General features: G+C 47.5%; 18 protein-coding genes. 11 read left to right on the top strand and 7 right to left on the bottom strand.

The genetic code is table 11. The features are described from left to right. Positions 1-35: 35 nt before the first annotated feature. Both cdiI and Y79_RS01000000119990 read right to left on the bottom strand, forming a co-directional pair. Positions 36-434 carry a ribonuclease toxin immunity protein CdiI gene (cdiI, locus tag Y79_RS0106080; RefSeq protein WP_016936886.1) on the bottom strand — a complete coding sequence of 133 codons (399 nt, stop codon included), beginning with the start codon at positions 432-434 and terminating at the stop codon, positions 36-38. 13 nt (positions 435-447) lie between these two features. Further along, positions 448-2,379 carry a T7SS effector LXG polymorphic toxin gene (locus Y79_RS01000000119990; RefSeq protein WP_162139819.1) on the bottom strand — a complete coding sequence of 644 codons (1,932 nt, stop codon included), beginning with the start codon at positions 2,377-2,379 and terminating at the stop codon, positions 448-450. 191 nt (positions 2,380-2,570) lie between these two features. Here Y79_RS01000000119990 and Y79_RS0106070 point away from each other — a divergent pair, with 191 nt between their 5' ends. From Y79_RS0106070 to trhO, 8 genes are all read left to right on the top strand, one after another. Next, a complete protein-coding gene (locus Y79_RS0106070; RefSeq protein WP_016936884.1) occupies positions 2,571-3,041 on the top strand; it encodes a helix-turn-helix transcriptional regulator in 471 nt (156 codons plus the stop codon). 74 nt (positions 3,042-3,115) lie between these two features. Continuing rightward, positions 3,116-4,183, top strand: coding sequence for an iron-containing alcohol dehydrogenase family protein (locus Y79_RS0106065; RefSeq protein ID WP_016936883.1), 1,068 nt, complete (start codon positions 3,116-3,118; stop codon positions 4,181-4,183). Positions 4,184-4,265: 82 nt separating this feature from the next. Beyond that, entirely contained in the window at positions 4,266-5,420 is a 1,155-nt protein-coding gene (gene purT, locus Y79_RS0106060) for a phosphoribosylglycinamide formyltransferase 2 (RefSeq protein ID WP_016936882.1), read from the top strand. 477 nt (positions 5,421-5,897) lie between these two features. Next, positions 5,898-6,431 carry a CDP-diacylglycerol--serine O-phosphatidyltransferase gene (pssA, locus tag Y79_RS0106055; RefSeq protein WP_016936881.1) on the top strand — a complete coding sequence of 178 codons (534 nt, stop codon included), beginning with the start codon at positions 5,898-5,900 and terminating at the stop codon, positions 6,429-6,431. Beyond that, entirely contained in the window at positions 6,422-6,910 is a 489-nt protein-coding gene (locus tag Y79_RS0106050; protein WP_016936880.1) for a DedA family protein, read from the top strand. Before pssA ends, Y79_RS0106050 begins: the two co-directional genes overlap by 10 nt. Continuing rightward, the gene (locus tag Y79_RS0106045) at positions 6,903-7,718 is read left to right on the top strand and encodes a phosphatidylserine decarboxylase (protein ID WP_016936879.1); all 816 of its coding nucleotides are present in this window, start codon (positions 6,903-6,905) and stop codon (positions 7,716-7,718) included. The genes Y79_RS0106050 and Y79_RS0106045 overlap by 8 nt, the downstream gene beginning before the upstream one ends. Positions 7,719-7,760: 42 nt before the next feature. After that, a complete protein-coding gene (locus Y79_RS0106040) occupies positions 7,761-8,036 on the top strand; it encodes a hypothetical protein (protein WP_016936878.1) in 276 nt (91 codons plus the stop codon). A gap of 106 nt (positions 8,037-8,142) precedes the next feature. Continuing rightward, positions 8,143-9,111, top strand: a complete 969-nt coding sequence (gene trhO, locus Y79_RS0106035; protein WP_016936877.1) for an oxygen-dependent tRNA uridine(34) hydroxylase TrhO — start codon at positions 8,143-8,145, stop codon at positions 9,109-9,111. 36 nt (positions 9,112-9,147) lie between these two features. On the opposite strand, the gene gltP is transcribed toward trhO, so the two are convergent. Continuing rightward, on the bottom strand, positions 9,148-10,398 hold the full coding sequence (gene gltP, locus Y79_RS0106030) for a glutamate-aspartate/proton symporter GltP (protein ID WP_016936876.1): 1,251 nt from the start codon (positions 10,396-10,398) through the stop codon (positions 9,148-9,150). A gap of 369 nt (positions 10,399-10,767) precedes the next feature. On the opposite strand from gltP, the gene Y79_RS0106025 reads away from it, so the two are divergent. Then, entirely contained in the window at positions 10,768-11,835 is a 1,068-nt protein-coding gene (locus tag Y79_RS0106025) for a branched-chain amino acid aminotransferase (RefSeq protein WP_016936875.1), read from the top strand. Between the two features lie 44 nt (positions 11,836-11,879). On the opposite strand, the gene Y79_RS0106020 is transcribed toward Y79_RS0106025, so the two are convergent. The 4 genes from Y79_RS0106020 to Y79_RS0106005 all read right to left on the bottom strand — a co-directional run bounded on the left by Y79_RS0106020 (position 11,880) and on the right by Y79_RS0106005 (position 16,902). After that, positions 11,880-13,280, bottom strand: coding sequence for an amino acid permease (locus Y79_RS0106020; protein ID WP_162139818.1), 1,401 nt, complete (start codon positions 13,278-13,280; stop codon positions 11,880-11,882). Positions 13,281-13,393: 113 nt separating this feature from the next. Beyond that, on the bottom strand, positions 13,394-14,341 hold the full coding sequence (gene mmuM, locus Y79_RS0106015; protein WP_016936873.1) for a homocysteine S-methyltransferase: 948 nt from the start codon (positions 14,339-14,341) through the stop codon (positions 13,394-13,396). A gap of 116 nt (positions 14,342-14,457) precedes the next feature. Further along, a complete protein-coding gene (locus Y79_RS0106010) occupies positions 14,458-15,894 on the bottom strand; it encodes an alanine/glycine:cation symporter family protein (protein WP_016936872.1) in 1,437 nt (478 codons plus the stop codon). A 24-nt stretch (positions 15,895-15,918) separates the two neighbouring features. Beyond that, on the bottom strand, positions 15,919-16,902 hold the full coding sequence (locus Y79_RS0106005) for a glutaminase (RefSeq protein WP_016936871.1): 984 nt from the start codon (positions 16,900-16,902) through the stop codon (positions 15,919-15,921). Positions 16,903-17,146: 244 nt separating this feature from the next. Between Y79_RS0106005 and glnK the strand changes: the two genes are divergently transcribed. Both glnK and glnL read left to right on the top strand, forming a co-directional pair. Then, positions 17,147-18,439: a two-component system sensor histidine kinase GlnK gene (glnK, locus tag Y79_RS0106000; RefSeq protein ID WP_016936870.1), complete on the top strand. Its 1,293-nt coding sequence runs from the start codon at positions 17,147-17,149 to the stop codon at positions 18,437-18,439. Then, positions 18,439-19,386, top strand: a complete 948-nt coding sequence (glnL, locus tag Y79_RS0105995) for a glutamine utilization two-component system response regulator GlnL (protein ID WP_016936869.1) — start codon at positions 18,439-18,441, stop codon at positions 19,384-19,386. Before glnK ends, glnL begins: the two co-directional genes overlap by 1 nt. Positions 19,387-19,467: the final 81 nt, after the last annotated feature.

Genomic DNA, 19,467 nt, shown 5'->3' with positions numbered 1-19,467 from the left:
ACTAGTGCTTGATTTAACTATATCACCAACAGTTTTCATGACTCTTGATATTTTGCTTTTATTTGTAACAAGAGATTTTCAGTATCTGCAGATTGTTCGGGATGTCTTTCAATATAAAATTCACATGCCGCTTTTACGTATTTGTATAGTTCTTCGTGTGTTACGATATCTTCTCCATCTTCGTCTGTACCGTAGTAGAATAAGACTTTATTTTCACCGAAGTACTCTTCATCATCTTTATCGAACTCACTTGAGAAGACCACTCCGATTGTATCTCGCCTTACGACATCTTCTTTAAGAAAACCTTTAAGAATGTTTTGAAAATCGTAAAGGAAAATAAATTCTACCAAAACATCTATTACATGACTTTTATGTAGATTTCGTTTTTTGAAGTATTCAATACATAATTTGCTATCCTGAAAAATATGGTCCACAGTACTTGCTCCTTTATTTTTCGAATTCGATTACTGGAAAAAAGTTATCAATTTCTCCAGTTTCAATATTTCTAATCCCTTCAAATTTAAGCCCTTCGCTTGAAATTCCATATATTTTCTCTTTTTTTTGTGTTGTTAAAGCTCTTTTTCGATTATTGTTTAATCCTTCTTTCATTGCTTCCTTCCCTAATCTCACGATTTCCTCGTTAGAAATTACTTTCGGGTCGTAAACGGTTTTTTTAAGGGGCGTGACCCCTTCTTTAGGAACAAATTTAAAATCACCAGTACCCTGTCCTCGATAATCTTTTATTTCAACTTTCAACCTGTATTCAATATCATATACACCTTTAATTTCGGGGTGCTCAAGTTTTCGAATTTCCTCTAATCTGTATTGTCCATTGTTGTGGAAGTACTTTTGGAATTCATCATAGTTATGTCCGCCGCTTACACCATGGCGTTTGGTGCACTTTTTTACTTCTCCGGTTAGATGTTCTACATAATACCCCTCTTTATATGCAAGGTTTCCATTCTTTTTAAACCCATCCATACCGCCATCAATCCGCATAACACTTTCCTGCTTCTTATCCAATCCATTTCCCATCTTCAGAACTGAAGACTCAATACCTCCTGCTCCTTGTGAAACAGTGTTCAGTTGAAAGACATTTGGTTCTTTGAGGTAGGGTTTTGTTTTTTCAGCAACAGTTTTAAACGTTCTTTTCTGATCCGCAATAAAGGTCTTCGCTTCCTTCGTCACAAATCTCCCGGCCCTTGTCACTCCGGTGACTTCTCCTGCGCCTTTTGCTCCTAAGAGGGAGACGGCAGCGTAAGCGATATAGTGGGTGCGGCTGTAGGTGTCACCGTGAATGATGTTTTCATTCCATGAAGTTTTGAAGGATTGAACCATATAATCGAATGTTTCCGGTGCATTGTAAATGGCGCCGATGAGTTCTTGTCCGGCTTTGGCCTGTTCTATTGTTCCTGCGTGTCCTTGTGCTCTTTGCAGCCAGATTGCGAAATCGTAAGCGCCAATGACGGCGTCTTTTCCTGCATCCCATATCCCCAGCATAATGCCTTTTGCCCCGTCGACGAGCATTTGTCCGGCTTGGCGCATGACTTTTAGCTGGACGAGGCTTGAGTAATATTGTAATTGTTCGGCGCTCAAGTTGTCAGCCCCGAGTTTTTCTGCAATGTTTACATATTCATCCGGGTCAGAAATGCGGTCCAGTTTTTTCTGTAAAAAGGCGGTTTCTTCCTGCTGTTTCATTTTGATGTATTGATGGGCTTGTTTTTGTATGCTGTCTTTTCTTTTATATACGTCAGTATCGTGAAATGCTTTGGTGTTAAAAGATTGCGGACCTCCTGCCTTACTTGTTAAGTCGGCCAGCGTCCGGAAGAAGGCTTCAACTTCGTGTTCAAGCGCTTCAGATTGAGCGTACTCGTGAACCAGTTTTGCGTCGAGTTTATGTAAGTGTTCTGCTGTTTGCCGTTTTTTGTGATCGGAGGCATCAAGTTTGCCGGTAACCGAAGATTTGTCAAACGGTGATAAGGACAAAATGTCGTCAATTGATCCTAAAATTCGGCTGATCTCATCATGCTGGCCATCAATGATATGGTAAGCTCTTTGCCCGGCATGCTTAAGCTCACTATCAAGAAACGATTCTTCCAGCAAGTCATGCCGGCCGAAGCCCGCCTGTTCTATTTCTCTTGGGATGCTTTTGAAAAAAGTAATTTTCATGTCGCAGAGATCAAGCCAAAGCTCTGCTCCGGAGGCCTGTTCAGTATAGAAGGCTTTAATGGCGTCCGCGCCTTTCCCTGACATGGCGTCCGTATTTGCAATGCCGTGAAACTGCTGTTTTAAAGCAATCATGTCATCTTTCGTTTTTTGATAAGCTTTCAGACGGCTGTTTGCTGATTGAATGAGGGTATTGCTTTCGAGTAATTTCATATACAGTGTCCTTTCGCCTGATTTTCTCCGACCGTATTTTACCATGAGGATGCCAATTTCTGTTCGTGAATTGAGAAAAAGAGGAAAAGGGTACTTTTTTACCGCTTCTTTTGATTCATTTAAAAATGTACCGATATAAAAAAGGCGTCACGCGGTGTAAAATGGCTATATTGATAAATATGGAGGTTGAGATGGATCAAGATTATATGACTGAGCTTGTCTCGGTCCAGCTGAAGAAAATCCGGTCGGAGAGAGGCTATACGCAAGAGAAAATGGCGGATGTGATCGGTCTTTCCAAAAAGGCGCTGGTGCAGATTGAGAAAGGGCGGGCGCTTGCGGAATGGCCGCATGTTGTGGCGGTTTGCGCGCTTTTCAGATCAAGTGAAACACTGCAATCCGTATTAGGAGATGATCCGCTGGAGGTCATTGAAGCGGTTGCCCATCGCACAATTGACAGGCCGAAGGGGAAGACGATGGGCGGCAAGGTGTGGTGGAAAACCATCGAGAAAAAAGGTGAGTTCCGCTTGCAGCAGCATTTGATTTCCCACCATTACCGCATCCTGGATTCTTATGATGATCTGTGGTTCAGCAGTTTTGAAAAGGCAGAGGCTTTGGAGCGGCTTGATGAGCTGTTTTTGGAGGCGGAGGAAGCGAAGCGCTGATGCACCTCCGGTTGATGTATTTTCTGACAAGTGAGAAAATATATATATAAATTCCAGCCAGAGGAGAGATTCGAATGAAGCCTGAAGATATCGTACGAAGCGGCCCGAATCAATATATATGTAAGGAAGGAATCGCAAAAGAGCTTCCGGGGCTGCTGGAGACATTCAGAAAACCCGTGATTGTGACCGGAATCAAATCCTATCAGGCGTTCTCCGATTACAGCGGCGGTTCTTCCTGGGATGTGATTCAGCATAAAGGATACTGTTCACCTGAGGCGGTGCGTAAGGTCTGTGAGCAGGCGAAAGATGCGGATGTGATCATCGGTATCGGAGGCGGCACGATGTTGGATTTGGCAAAAGCGGCGGCAGACCGGCTTGATATTGAGACTGTGATGGTTCCTTCCATCGCGGGGACGTGTGCGGCAAGTACGCCGTTAAGTGTCATGTATGATGAGAGCGGCAATTTTATCAGAGTGGATTATCATAAGCGTTCAAGCTATTTGACGCTTGTTGATCCGCTGTTTTTGCTTTCCTCTCCCATTGAATATATGAAAAGCGGGATCGGTGATACGCTGGCGAAATGGTATGAGGCCGAAGCGGTCATCAGAAATACGGGGACGGCGCCGCTGATGGCTCAGGCGGGGCTGAGGCAGGCGGAATATATCCGTGATCTGTTATTGCGTTACAGTGAAGCAGCCGTCGTAAGCATGGAGAAAGGTGAGCTGTCAGTACCGTTCATCCAGACGGCGGAAACGATTATTATGCTCGCGGGAACGGTCGGCGGCTATGGGGGCCGTTTGTGCAGGATGGCAGGGGCGCATGCGGTGCACAACGGACTCAGCTTTATTCAGGAGACACATCAGGTGCTGCACGGTCAGAAGGTTGCTTACGGCATATTGGTGCAGCTTGCGCTTGAGAATCGGAGACATGAGATTGAAGAGCTGCTTCCGTTTTACCGCCGGCTCGGATTTCCCGTCAGTCTCCAAGAACTCGGCATCCGTGACATGCATGAGGAAGCCAAGCGCCGCATCTCTTCTCACGCCTGCCGGGCGGAAGAATCGTTATGCTTAATGGGGCAATATGGCGAGAAGGACGTGTCAGCGGCGATTGAATCGCTCGAATCAGCGCAAAAGACAGGATAGAGCTTGGTTATCTGTCTTGTCTTTATTTTTTGAATATTTCCGTTATAATGAGGGAGGTATAGAAAGGGAGGGGCCAAAGGACATGTATCAGGCGAAAAAGATGTTGTTATTGGGATCAGGCGAGCTGGGGAAAGAAGTCGTCATTGAAGCGCAGCGGCTCGGGGTTGTCACTGTAGCCGTTGACAGCTATGAGCATGCCCCTGCCATGCAGACCGCGCACAAAAGCTATGTCATCGATATGCTCGATAAAGCGCAGGTCAGAGAAGTCATTGAAAAAGAAAAACCGGACTTGATCGTACCGGAAGTGGAAGCCATTGCGACGGATGAGCTGCTGAAGCTTGAGGAAGAAGGCTTTCACGTCATCCCGAATGCGCGTGCGGCGAAGCTGACGATGGACCGTGAAGGCATCAGACGGCTAGCGGCAGAGAAGCTGCACCTTCCGACTGCCGGCTATGAATTCGCGAATACATATGAAGAATTTAAAGAAGCGGCGGAAACAATCGGCTTTCCGTGCGTGGTGAAGCCGCTGATGAGCTCTTCCGGAAAAGGGCAAAGCGTGTGCCGCTCGGCTTCCGGGCTGGAAAGCTGCTGGAATATGGCGATGGAAGGCGGCCGGGTGAAAAATGGCCGGGTCATCGTTGAGGAATTCATTCCGTTTGAATCCGAAATCACCCTTTTGACAGTGCGCGCGGCGAACGGTACATCCTTTTGCGCACCGATCGGACATGAACAAAAAGATGGTGACTATATTGAATCGTGGCAGCCTCATCATATGACAGAACAGCAGATTGAAGAGGCGAAACACATTGCGAAAAGCATAACGGACGAGCTCGGCGGATACGGTTTGTTCGGGGTTGAGCTTTTCCTTACTAAAGATAAGGTATATTTCAGCGAAGTGTCTCCCCGTCCGCATGATACGGGCCTCGTCACACTTGTGACGCAAAATTTGTCAGAGTTCGCGCTGCATGTCCGTGCGATAATGGGATTCCCGATTCCGGAAATCACACTGCTGTCGCCGGGGGCAAGCCGTCCGCTGAAGGCGCCAAAAGAGCTTGCTGATTACGCGGTTGAAGGTGTGGAGAAGGCCTTGGCGGTAAAAAGCACTCAGGTCCGCATATTCGGAAAACCTGTCACGAAAGCCGGACGCCGAATGGCGGTTGCGCTTTCTGCAGCCGAGACGGTTGAAGAGGCGAGAGAAAGAGCGGCCGAAGCACTCAGTCATTTATCTGTTACATAAACCTATCTTAAGAGGCGTTTTTACCGTAATGGTAAGGCGCCTTTTTGTGTGGGCAGACTATATACTGGAAAACGGGGTTGTGAGATAATGTATGAGGCCGTTTTTTGCCGGTTTTTTCATTCATGAAACTTTTTATGTCCGCAATCGTTATATGTAATGTTCTCATTTAACGGAGAAGGAAATAACTATACATCATAAGGCTTTTCATTCGTGAAGCGCGGACAGACCGTCTCATCGGCATGGAATATTTAAGCAGGGTAATCCGGAATAGAGATAACCCCGATTGCTTACCTTAATATGAACGGCGAAAAAACAAAAATCACCAGATTAGATTGTTCAAATAACACCAAATGCTGTATAATAAAAGAATTTGAATGATAGCATTGAAAGAATTTCATTTTATGTTTCCGTAAAATGGAGTCTTTATGCATACGCAGTCCGATTTGATATGGTTTTAATTGGAGGTTTGTGTAAACTGTGAATTATATACCTAGTATGATCACAATTGGAAATTTTATTTGCGGGCTTCTATCGATTCATTCCCTTTTGTATCATAATATTCACTCCGCGGTGATCTTTATTTTCATCGGGATGTTTCTCGATTTTTTTGACGGTTTGGCCGCCCGTAAGCTGAACGCGGTATCGGAGATGGGAAGGGAGCTTGACTCTTTTGCTGATCTCGTGACGTTCGGCGTGGCGCCGTCTATGCTTGCTTACACTGTTTCACTATATACGATTCCGTTCATCGGAATTTTAATCGCGCTTTCCTACAGCATCTGCGGAATGATCCGGCTCTCGAGATTTAATATCGGACAAAGCAAGCTGCCGACGTTTATCGGGATGCCGATTCCGTTTGCGGGGATGTGTCTTGTTATTTTGAGCTTCATCAATAACGCTTTTCTTCTGGGGGCGGGAACGATCGCGCTCGGTTATTTAATGGTCAGCAATATTAAATTTCCCCACTTTAAAAAACAGGCGCCTGAAAACCTGGAGAGCAGAAGATGGAATTAGTTCAGCAATTAATCTCCGATTACGGATATATCGCGATTTTTCTCATGCTGACACTTGGTATTATCGGATTGCCTATTCCGGATGAAGTCATGATGACGCTTGTGGGCTACTTCGCCCATATAAAAGTGCTGAATTATGAGCTCTCCATTCTGATCAGCTTTATCGGAGCTCTCCTGGGGATGATTATCAGCTACTTCATCGGCAGAAAAGCCGGCCGGCCGTTTATTAATAAGTTCGGAAAATGGGTCGGCCTGAAGGAAAAGAGGATGGAGAAAGTAGACAGGTGGATGAAAAAGTACGGGCCGTACACCATTATTTTGGGTTATTTCATCCCAGGCATCAGACACGTGACCTGCTACTTTTCCGGAATCGGCAGAATGGATTTCAAAACCTACTTATGCTTCGCCGCCATCGGAGCGTTTTTATGGTGTTTTATTTTTATTACTATAGGAAAATTCATAGGAGTAATCAATGTTTAATACTGCTGCTAAAGTTCTTTATCGTTCATTGATTGAACTGACTAATAATCGATTGACGTCCCATCTCATTAAAAACTTCTGTGAATCGAAACTGAGCAAGCCGATGATTCCGCTGTTTTCCAAACACTATCGCATCAACTGGAATGAAACGGAACGGACAGCCTCTGACTTTGATTCACTGGCGTCATTTTTCATTCGTGATATTAATTTGAATCTCCGCCCCGTGGCAAAAGAGAAGAACGCCATCGTCAGTCCTGTGGACGGCGTCGTTCAGACGGTGGGCATGATTAATCCGAATCAAACCTTCATGGTAAAAGGGAAGGATTATTCGTTCGCTGAACTGACGGGGTTTAAAAGCGCCGATCACAAATACAACGGCGGCCGTTTTGCCGTGCTTTATCTGAGCCCGAGACATTACCACCGCTTCCATTCCCCCATCAGCTGTACGTATCAGAAGCTGGCCGAGCTGGGGAAACGCTCCTATCCCGTCAATACGATGGGATTGAAGTACGGGAAAGACGTGCTCTCAAAAAATTACCGTTATGTGTACGAGCTCACCCGTGGTAACCAGCAGATGCTCATGATTCCGGTAGGTGCGATGAATATTAATTCCATCGTTCAGACAAACACCGGAAACAGGCTTGAAACGGGTGAAGAGCTGGGCTATTTTTCATTTGGATCGACCGTTATTTTAGTATTTGAGAAGGATATGTTTACCCCTTCGGATAACCTCATTGAAGGCCGGGAGTTACAGGTCGGCCAGATCATCGGTTATGCGGAGTCACAGGAGGAGGCGTCCGCTTTATAAAAGCTGCTCCTCTTTTTTATATGGTGTAAGGAAGTGAACAATATGGAAGAAAAGGATTTGGCAAAGCTGATAGAGCAATACCTGCTTACAGGCAATCAGCAAGCTTTGGAAGCCGTGCGGGATGCCAGCTGGCCTGTCATCGAATCGCTCATTTCGGAACTGGGTGAAGACAGCGCCGATGTCCTGCGCGAAAAAGGCCGTGACCGTTTTCCGTTTATCATCGGCAAGTATCAGACTGCCGCCGGCCTTTCACTTGAAACCTTTTTGCGCAATACGTATCGGTTTTATTTTCAGCAGGTAATAAAAGGAGAAGCGTGACTGGAAGAAAGAGTCCGGACGGAAATGTTCATCTTTCGCCCGTTTTCCTGTATGATATAGTATAGTGTGCGTGATCATTAATATAATTGAACAGGGTGTATAAATCATGGAAAAACAATATAGAGTTTTACTTTATTATAAATATGTAAAGATTGATGAGCCTGAGGAATTCACGGCTCAGCATTTGAAGTTTTGTAAGGAGCTCGGTCTGTTAGGCCGTATTTTGATTTCTGAGGAAGGCATTAACGGTACGGTGTCCGGAACGGTTGAACAGACGGATCAATACATGAATGCGCTGAAAGCTGATCCGCGTTTTGCCGACATGCCGATCAAAATTGATGAGACTGACGGACATGCGTTCCGCAAAATGTTTGTCCGCCATAAAAAAGAGCTGGTGACGCTTCGTCTCGAAGATGATGTTGATCCGAATACCACGACGGGCAAACACTTAAAACCGAAAGACTTTTATGAGCAAATGCAGGATCCTGACACGATCGTGATTGACGCCAGAAACGACTATGAGTATGATCTCGGTCATTTCCGCGGAGCGGTCAGACCTGATATTGAGGCGTTCCGTGAGCTGCCGGACTGGATTGAAGAGCACAAAGACATGCTCGAAGGCAAAAAAATCCTCACGTACTGCACAGGCGGCGTACGCTGTGAGAAATTTTCCGGCTGGCTGCTGAAGCAGGGCTTTGAAGACGTGTCCCAGCTTGACGGCGGTATCGTCACTTACGGTAAAGATCCTGAAGTCCAAGGCAAACTGTGGGACGGACAGTGCTACGTATTTGACGAAAGAATCAGCGTACCGGTCAACCGCGTAGAGCATGTCATTATCGGAAAAGATTATTTCACGGGCGAGCCTTGCGAGCGTTATGTGAACTGCGCAAATCCGGCATGTAATAAAAAAATGATCTGCACACCTGAGAATGAATACAAGTACATGCGCAGCTGCAGTCACGAATGCCGTACAAACGAACGCAACATGTATGTGAAAGAGCACGAAATGACTCAAGAAGAAATCAATGAACGCCTTGCTTTGATTGAAAAAGAAGATCATGCGGCGATTGATTAATAGAAAAGACCACCAATGAGGTGGTCTTTTTTGTGTTTACATACTTTCTGTCCGGGCGGTCTGGTCCGCCGTGACGGACCCTTTATATGTGAAGGCTTTTTCCCATTTAGATACGACGATACAGGCGACCGCATGGCCGGGCACGTTGACGCCGGTTCTCGCCATGTCCATGACGCGGTCGACACCGGCAATGATGGCGACGCCTTCCGCAGGGAGACCGACGGCATTCGCTGTCGCCAGAAGCACGACGAGTGAGCCTGACGGGACGGCGGCAATGCCTTTGCTTGTCATGACGAGCACAAGCATCATCAGAAGCTGCTGAGAAAGCGGCATCTCCACATGAAAAGCCTGCGCCAGAAAAATACATGACACCGATAAATAGAGACTGGAGCCGTCACAATTCAGCGATAAGCCTGACGGAACCACAAAGGAGACGACCCGCTTCGGGCAGCCGTATTTCTCCATCCGATCCATCAGCTGAGGCAGAATGGTTTCTGTGCTTGTCGTGGAAAAAGCAATCAAAAACAGATCCCAAATCATTTTCAGCACTTCAAAGTACTTGATTTTAAAGATAAGCCCGACAATCGGAAACAGAACGAAGAGGATCAAAAACAGCCCGAGAAACACAGTGCCGATCAGCTTCAGCATCGGGAGCAAAAGCGCGATTCCGAATTGTCCGACTGAGGCGGCCATAAGGGCAAGAACGCCGATCGGAGCGGTGACCATCACCATTTGCGTCAGCTTGAACATAATATTTGCCGTTGATTCAAAGAAATTCATGACAGGTGCGGAGGCTTTGCCGATGCCGGCTGCGGCAACACCGAATAGGATCGCGAAAAAGATGACGGCGAGAAGATCGTTTTTCGCCATAACGTCAATGATATTAACGGGGATAATATCAAGAAGCATTTGTTTCAGGTCGACTACTTTTTCCGTATAGCCGGAAAGCTCGTGAATGTCTTTTTTAGCAAGGTGAGAGAGGTTAAGGCCGACTCCCGGCTTCAGCACGTTTGCCAATAGGAGGCCGAGCCCCAGAACAAGCGTCGTAATCACTTCAAACCAAATAATCGTTTTGATGCCGAGACTGCCCATCTTTTTCATACTGCCGCTGCCGGCGGCTCCGATGACAATGGTCGAGAACACGATCGGCACGACAATCATTTTAATCAGGCGGATAAATCCGTCTCCCACGGGCCGCAGCGCCATCCCGAAATCCGGGAAGAAATGGCCGATCAGTGCTCCGATGGCTAAGGCGATCAAAATCTGAAATGCGATAAATTTTTTCAAGCGAATCCCCCTTTTACTTGCGCATTTCTTACGTAATTCGTGAAGCAGGCGGCAACCACCTTCCTCTCCGCCATAAATTTGTCACAAAATTGACTTTGCGAAAGAGAGGATTTCTTTACATTATGTAAGCGCAATCATTTAATATGACAGAAAGTCCTCATTGAAAAAAATGAAGGAGAATAAAATAAAGTCAGATTTTCGCTTGAAAATATCAAAAATTTTGATAATTATCCTCTTATAAGTGGTATATTTGATATGATACGGTCAACTGCATCCTTATATATCTGTGCATACACGATTCAGGCAGAGAAAACAGGCAGCTTATAAAAGACTGAAAATTTAAACAATTACAAGAAAGGTGTGCTTTTGTTGAATCAACTGATTGAAAGACGTAAGGTCACAGCTAGAAAAGAAAAACCGGATTCCGCTTCATTGGGATTTGGCAAGTACTTCACTGATTACATGTTTGTCCTGGATTACGAAGAAGAAAGAGGCTGGCATGATCCGAGAATCACACCATATGAACCGGTTCATCTTGATCCGTCCGCATCCGTTTTCCATTACGGGCAGGCCGTATTTGAAGGGCTGAAGGCTTACAGATCAGAAGACGGACGGGCATTGATGTTCCGACCTGACCAAAATATAAAGCGGCTGAATAAATCGCTGCGGCGGATGAGCATGCCGCCTCTCGATGAGAAGCTTGCGCTGGAAGCATTGGTACAATTGGTGGAGCTGGAGCAGGAATGGATTCCGAAAGAAAAAGGAACTTCTTTATATATCCGTCCGTTTGTGATTGCGACCGAGCCTTCTTTAGGCGTCCGGCCTTCCAAGCGGTACAAATTCATGGTTGTCCTGACGCCGGTCGGTTCGTATTACGGCGATCAGCTGAAACCGATCCGTATTTATGTCGAGGATGAGTATGTGCGCGCCGTCACCGGCGGAGTGGGCGATGTTAAAACGTCCGGAAACTATGCGGCCAGCTTACAGGCTCAGCGGAAAGCCGAAGAACTGGGTTATGATCAGGTGCTTTGGCTCGACGGAGTGGAAAAGAAATATGCTGAAGAGGTAGGCAGTATGAATATCTTTTTCATTATAAACGGAGAGGCTGTAACGCCGGCGCTAAACGGAAGCATCCTCGGGGGCATCACCCGCGCATCTGTGATAGAGCTGTTAAAAAGCTGGGGCATCCGCGTCAGGGAAGAACGGGTTGCCATTGATGACATCTATCATGCCGCGATGAGAGGCGAGGTGTCAGAAGTATTCGGTACGGGAACCGCAGCCGTCATCTCACCGGTCGGCGAGCTGCACATTCACGGAGAAACAATTGAGCTGAATAACGGCTTGATCGGTGAAGTGTCAGAAAGGCTCTATGAAACCATTACCGGCATCCAGGTCGGGAAGGTGCCGGATTCGTTCAGATGGGTGGTTGAAGTATAAACAAAAAAAAAGAACCCTTGCGCGGCAGGGTTCTTTTTTGTTTATTAAGATTTTGCGGCTTGAACACGGGTGCGGCTGTTCCGGTTTTTTAAGTAATAAACGCTGTAACAGACGGCCATAAAGGCAATTCCGCAATAAAGGGCGATGGCCTGGTTCGGATCAAAAGCAATGCCGATACAGGAGGCAAGGCAAAGGATAAAAGCCGCTATCGGCACGGCCGGATATCCCGGTGTCCTGTATGTTAAGTCTGAAAGCTGATGGCCTTCTTTAAGAAACCGTCTTCTGAACAAAAATTGCGATGCGGCAATGCTCATCCACACCGCCACTACCGCAAATCCTGAGACAGAGACGAGAACAAGATACACTGTATCCGCTGCGAACACGCTTGACAGCAGTGACAGAATGCCGCCGATCATACTGAAAATCAGGGCGTTAAAAGGGATGCCTTTAGACGTCAGCCTGGCAAAGGCGGGGTGAAGCTCACCTTCTTTAGACAGGGACCACAGCATTCGTGATGAGGCGTACAGCCCCGAATTCGCCGCAGACAGAAGCGCCGTCAAAATAACGAAATTCATTAGATCGGCCGCATACGGCACGCCGATTCTGTCGAATACCGTGACGAACGGGCTTTCAATCACACCCGCTTCTTGGATGGAGATCATGCCCGACAGCACAAAAATCGTTCCGATAAAGAAAAGCGCCAGCCGCCAGACTGTGGTCTTAATGGCGCGCGGAACGGTTTTTTCCGGATCAGCGCTTTCCCCGGCGGCAATTCCGATCAATTCCGTCCCTGAAAAGGCAAAGTTTACTGACAGCATCGTCATCAGTATCGGAAAAAAACCATTTGGAAAAAGACTGCCGCCATCCGTAAAGTTCGACAGCATAGGTGCCGCCTCACCGCTTTTCATCGGAACGATGCCGAACATCGCCGCTCCGCCCAATAAAATAAACAGCAGGATGGCTAAGACTTTAATGCTTGAGAACCAAAACTCCGATTCAGCAAAAAATTTCACGGAGAAGGCGTTTAATAAAAAGATGAAAAGAGCGAATACGGCACTCCACATCCAAACAGAAGTATGCGGGAACCAGCGCTGCATGAAGAGCCCGGCCGCCGTGAATTCAGAGCCAAGCGCCACCGCCCAGGTCAGCCAGTACAGCCATGCGACCGTAAAGCCCGTCGCGGGCCCGATATAGGTTTTCGCATAGGTGTGGAAGGAACCCGTGACCGGCATGGCCACTGACAGTTCACCGAGGCAAAGCATGACAAGATAGACGATGCCCGCGCCCAAAAGGTATGCAAAAATGGTACCCGCCGGACCCGCCTGATGAATGGTATACCCCGAGCTTAAAAACAGCCCCGTTCCGATTACACCTCCGAGTGAGAGCATAAAGAGGTGCCTGCTTTTCATACTTCTCTGAAAATTTGTCTCGTTCTTGTTGTTCATTGTTTTCCAACTTTCTGCGAGAGCCGTTCTAATAAAAAATCTCATGCCGGCGAACGGCACGAGATTCCGGCGAACCGGCTTTTTGAATAGAATATACAAACTATTCCGATTAGTCAAGTTGTTTTTATGGTTTTGGCCCAAGCGGCAATGGCCTGAATATCCGCGGGTTTCGTCCGGCAGCAGCCTCCGATCAGGCTTGCGCCGTTTTCGTACCAGCTTTGCGCGCTCTTTCCGAAATGTTTTGCGCACGCTTCACCTTTCCAGGTTTTTGTTTTCGGGTCATATTGTTCGCCTGAGTTCGGATAGACGATAATCGGCTTGGACGCTGCCCGTTTGATTTCTTTTATCAGCGGCGGAATATGTTCGATCGGTGTGCAGTTGATGCCGATCGCTGCGATTTGGCTGCAGGAGTCAAGCAGGGCCGCGCATTCGGAAATAGGCGTGCCTTCGCTGATATGCCGTCCGTCCTTGGCGCTGAAGCTCATCCACGCATAAGTGCCGGGGAATTCCTCCAGCAGCCTTATAATCGCTTTTGCCTCTGACAGGCACGGAATGGTCTCGCACGCCAAAAGATCGGCGCCGGATTCTATAAGGGCTTTCATCCGGGGGCGGTGAAAGCTGATCAGCTCATCCTCCGTCAGTCCGTAATGCCCGCGATATTCAGAGCCGTCGGCAAGGCTCGCGCCGTAAGGTCCGATAGAAGCGGCGATCAAAGGTTTGGGACGGTCTGAACGGTTTTCTTCATGCGCCCAAAATTCATCGCGAGCTTGGACGGCGAGCTCAACTGATGTCTGAATCAGGCGGATCGCGTCGGTTTCCGAGATGCCGCGTGCCGCAAATCCTTCAATCGTCGATTGATAGCTGGCAGTGATCGCGCAATCAGCGCCGGCGGCAAAATATTCGGCATGCACCTGTTTGATCAGTTCGGGTTTTTCCAAAAGAATTTTGGCCGACCACAGATCGTCATGTAAATCACAGCCCAGCCGTTCAAGCTCGGTTGCCATTGCTCCGTCTATGATCATAACCGGGTATTCATCTAATATGTGTGTAATGTGGTTCATAGGCGCTCCTTTCTGACTTTCCTGAAAATATATGAAAAGGGTAATGGACAGTTTCCTCTTTGTCAATCAACCGGCAGAAAAAAAGATGTTCAGGACGCTGCCCGAACACCTTTTGTTTAGGAAATATGTTTGCCTTTCGCACTTTTTGCGATGTCTGAATACTCCCAGCAGTCGATCCCGTCATCATCAGGGAGCACATCTCTGTAAAAGACGGGGTCCTTTCCGGCTTTCTTTTGCCGGGCATAATCGCTCAAAGCGGCAAACGCTTTTTTCGACAGAAGGAAAATCGCGATTAAATTCACGACCACCATTAAGCCCATGAACAAGTCAGCCATATCCCACACAAGCTGGACTTTGGAAATGCACCCGAACAGAACCATTCCGAGTACACAGATGCGGTAAATGAACAGCCATTTTTTGTTCTGGCTTAAAAATCCGATATTGGTTTCTCCATAATAATAGTTGCCCATCAGAGCGCTGAAGCCGAACAAAAGCATTAAGACGGCAAGGAAACCTGATGCCCACGCGCCGATATGGTCGCTCAAGGCAGCCTGAGAAAGCGCGATGCCGCTCAGTCCCGGCTGGTGATAAGCGTCTGAAAATAAAATGATAAGTGCCGTGCTTGTACAAATGACGAGCGTATCCGTCAGGACGCCGAAGGCCTGAATGAGCCCCTGTTTCACCGGATGGCTCGTCGTAGCTGTCGCCGCCGCGTTCGGAGCGCTTCCCATTCCCGCTTCATTTGAGAAAATTCCGCGTCTCACACCTTGCATCAAAGCCGCACCTAAAGCGCCGCCCGCTGCCTGATCAATACCGAACGCATTTTTTACGATAAGCGACAGAACGCCGGGCAATTGGGTGATGTTCGTCAGAATGACAAAGAAAGCGACGCCGATATATAAAACGGCTAAGACGACTACGATGTATTCCGCCATTTTCGCAATTCGTTTGACGCCGCCGAAAATCACGCCGCCGAAAACCAAGATTAAAATAATGCCCAATGTAAGCCGGCTGGTGCCGAATGCGTTTTGAAAGGCGACGCTGATCGTATTGGACTGAACGGAATTAAAGACGACTCCGAATGACAGCGTGATTAAAACGGCGAACAGCGCGCCCATCCAGCGTTTCTTCAAGCCTTTTTCCATGTAATAGGCCGGGCCGCCGCGGAATCCGTTTTGATCTTTTACTTTATAAATTTGGGCCAGCGTGCTTTCAACAAAGCTTGAAGCCGAACCGATGACTGCGATAATCCACATCCAGAAAATAGCGCCCGGGCCGCCGAGTGCGATCGCAATGGCGATTCCGGTAATATTCCCGGTTCCGACACGCGCCGCCATGCTGATGCAAAATGCCTGAAACGGGGAAATGCTGTTTTTTGACCGGGCGGCTGCGCCTTCTTTCAAAACCCGGATCATTTCCCTCAGCATGCGGACTTGCAGACCCTTTGATCTGAACGTAAAAAACAGTCCCAGAGAAAGAAGCAGTACGATTAACAGTTTTGACCATAAAAAATCATTTGCCGAGCCGATTACATTTTCAAGGAATTCCTGCATCCAATCACCTCTTGGTTCGTTTGATTAAAAAATACTGAGCTCCCACTCCTGTGCGATATGTTTCAGCAGCATGCCGCCGGTCAGGCTGTTGCCATATTCATCAATGGCCGGACCGTAAATGCCGATGCCGCAGCCGTTATGAAAAGGCTGTTCTCTTCTGGCGCTTGGGGGAACCAATGCCATAATGCCGCCGGATACCCCGCTTTTGGCCGGGACGCCGACGAAAGCCGCATATTTGCCTGACGCATTGTACATCCCGCACGTCAGCATCAGGGCTTTGGCGAGTTTTGCGACATCTTTCGGAATGACCTGTTCCCGGCGGATCGGATGGTAGCCGTCATGCGCAAGAATCAATCCGATTAAAGCGATGTCCTCGGTTGTCCCCTCCATGGCGCATTGCTTTAAATACACTTCAAGCGTTTCTTCCACATCCGCCTCGAGAAAGTTCGTTTCTTTTAAATAGTAGGCGAGCGCTCTGTTCCGGTGTGCGGTCTGCCATTCTGAGCGGAAGACCTCCTCGTGTATGTGAGGCCGTTTTCCTATCAATTTTTCAAAAACGGAAAAGAGATATTCTAATTTATCATGCGCTGTTTCACCGGGAAGAAGCGAGGCGACGGTAATGGCGCCGGCATTGATCATCGGGTTGAAGGGCTTCCCGGGTTTATGGATTTCAAGCCGGATGATAGAATTAAACGCATCACCTGTCGGCTCCACGTCCACACGATCCAGCACATAAGGAATGCCCCTGGACATGCAGGCGGCAATAAAGCTGATGACTTTTGAGATGCTCTGCAATGTGAACGGCACATTCCATTCACCGGCATGAATCATTGAGCCATCCGGCTCTAATATGCAAATGCCCAGCTGAGAGTCGTTGATTTCTCCGAGGGCGGGTATATAATTTGCGCTTTTTCCATTGACGGAAAACGGTCGGTAATGTTCGACCCAATCTTGTAAAAGTGAAGCCAGTTCCTCTTTTTCAAGGCGCTCTCTGACCATATCTTTCATAACATTCCTCCTCTATTACAAGCCTGTCCGTAAGCGGAAACCGGTCTTGGAAAACGTTTTCAAATATAGCGTGTTCCATGTTAATGTATAATGACATCTACAGAATCATATAAAATACGACAAAATCATTCTTAAAATAAGCCGATAGATTTATAAATCAGCAGGAGCGTCCCGCCATACGGGTCTAAAGAAATTTGCGGACTCACTCGGTCTTATTCAAAATAGATAGAAGAAGGAAGTGATTGTGATCAGGCTCGACTATTTACTAAAAAAAGACGGCTATTTATTCGCTCTCATGCTGATCACCGTGCCGCTGGCGGGGGAACTGAAATTTTACCCCCTGAATGAGGTGTACCGGATCAGCTTCGGCGCCCCGGCTTTTTTCTTTTTTCTGCTGCTGCTGCGGCATGTGCCGGCAGTATTGTCAGGGCTGTTGACAGGTGCAGCCGTTGTGGCATTCCGGATCGGCCTGGCGTGCTGGGGAGGAGAGCATGCCGGCTTTACGGAGGCTTTTTTCAGCCAATATCCCAGTTTCTTTTTTTACTTTACATATGCCTGCTTGTTTTATGTGCTGAGGGTCAGGTTCTTTCGGGATCGGCCGCTCATGATCGGATTCCTCGGCTTTCTCATTGAAATCGCTTCCGACACCGTTGAAATGGCGGTTCAGTTTTCAGGAGGCCGGCTGATTATGATGCCGGGCAAACTGGCAGATATTGCGGTCATCGCCATTTCTCACACATTTATTGTGCTGAGTTTTTTCAACGTGATGAAGCTGCACGAATCCCAGGTCAGGGAAAAGCAAACGAGAAAGCAGCATGAGCACATGCTGATGATTGTGTCTAACTTATACGAAGAAACGATTCATTTGAAAAAAACGCTGAAAACGACGGAGCATGTGACGAAAGAATCCTATCAGCTGTATCGGGAAATGAGCGGGAACGACCGGGAGCTCGGCAGCCGAATGCTGCGCCTTGCGGGAGAAATCCATGAAGTGAAAAAAGACAATCAGCGGATATTCGCCGGCCTGTCGAAGCTGATTTCAAATGAGAGATTCCGGGATTACATGGATGCCGCCGCTCTGATCGGAATCGTCATCCGAATCAATGAAAAATACGCCGAATCTTTAGGCAAGGATATTCAGTTCCGGAGCGTGATTGAAGGAGAACATCCCGATTATCACGTCTTTACCGTCCTGTCGATCTTGAATAACCTGACCGCCAATGCCGTAGAGGCCATGGGGGACAGAGGTGAGATCCGCCTCACGCTGCGCAGGGCGGAGGGGGAGATGGCTGAATTTCAGGCGGAAGATGACGGTCCCGGCATTCCGGAAAAAATCGGAGAGGTAATCTATGATCCCGGATTTACGTCCAAATACGATGAATTCGGCACACCTTCAACGGGCATCGGGCTTTCATACGTGAAGGAAATCGTAACCGAACTTGAAGGCGGCATCTCCTTTCACAACAAGCCAAAAGGCGTCATATTTACGATTAAGCTGCCGGTGAGGCATTTAATTGCAGAAAGGGTGAGTTCATAATGCGCTTTTTTATAGCTGATGATGACCGGGCGATCCGTTCCATTTTAAGACAGATCATTGAAGATGAGGACTTAGGCGAAGTCGTCGGCGAGGCGGAGGACGGAAGCCAGATTGAAGGGCATTATCTCCATTTTAAACAAGTCGATATTTTATTAATTGACCTGCTGATGCCGGGGCGGGACGGGATTGAGACGATACGGCATCTTCAGGATTCGTACACCGGAAAAACGGTGATGATATCCCAGGTGGAAGCGAAGGAAATGGTGGGAGAAGCCTATTCTCTCGGTATTGAATATTTTATCCACAAACCGATCAACAAAATTGAAATCATCACCGTGCTCCGAAAAGTGAAAGAGCGGATCGAACTGGAAACCTCGATCGGCGACATCCAAAATTCGCTAAGACGGCTTGTTCAGCGCAATGAACCGCAGCAAAGCCGCTCTTTTAAATCCTGCGAAAAATCCGTGAAAGAGACCGGGAAATTTCTGTTATCAGAACTAGGGATTGTGGGAGAAAGCGGCGCGCACGACCTGATGGCCGTGCTGCATTTTTTATTTGAGGATGAGCAGGCGCAAAAAAGCGTTCCGTCGCTGAAGCGTGTGTTTACAAACGTCGCGCTGCGGAAACTGGGACCGGCGGCGTCGGAAGCAGACATCAGCAGGGAGACAAAAGCCTCCGAACAGCGGATCAGAAGAGCGATTATTCATTCGTTAAACCATTTCGCCTCATTGGGCACAACGGATTTTTCAAACCCCAAATTTGAATATTACGCCTCGAAATTCTTTGATTTCCCTGCCGTCAGCAAGAGAATGAAAGAAATGCAGGCGAAAGAAACCGCTCCGCTTTCTCCGGTTAAAGTGAATATGAAAAAATTTATTCACGTCTTTTTTTTGGAGGCGAAAGATTTACGCGAAGGATCGAAGTTTGTCAGCGGAGGGAGCAGGTAAGCTGATAAATGGGGTTTACTTATATAAGGTCTTTGTGTAAAATAATGTTAACTAAGAAGGAACGGAGGGATCCTGATGGCT

The organism is Bacillus siamensis KCTC 13613 (assembly GCF_000262045.1).
In the GTDB taxonomy this organism is placed as follows: Bacteria; Bacillota; Bacilli; order Bacillales; family Bacillaceae; genus Bacillus; species Bacillus siamensis.
The sequence above is the reverse complement of the archived record's forward strand: the minus strand, read 5'-3'. Positions and strand labels throughout refer to the sequence as shown.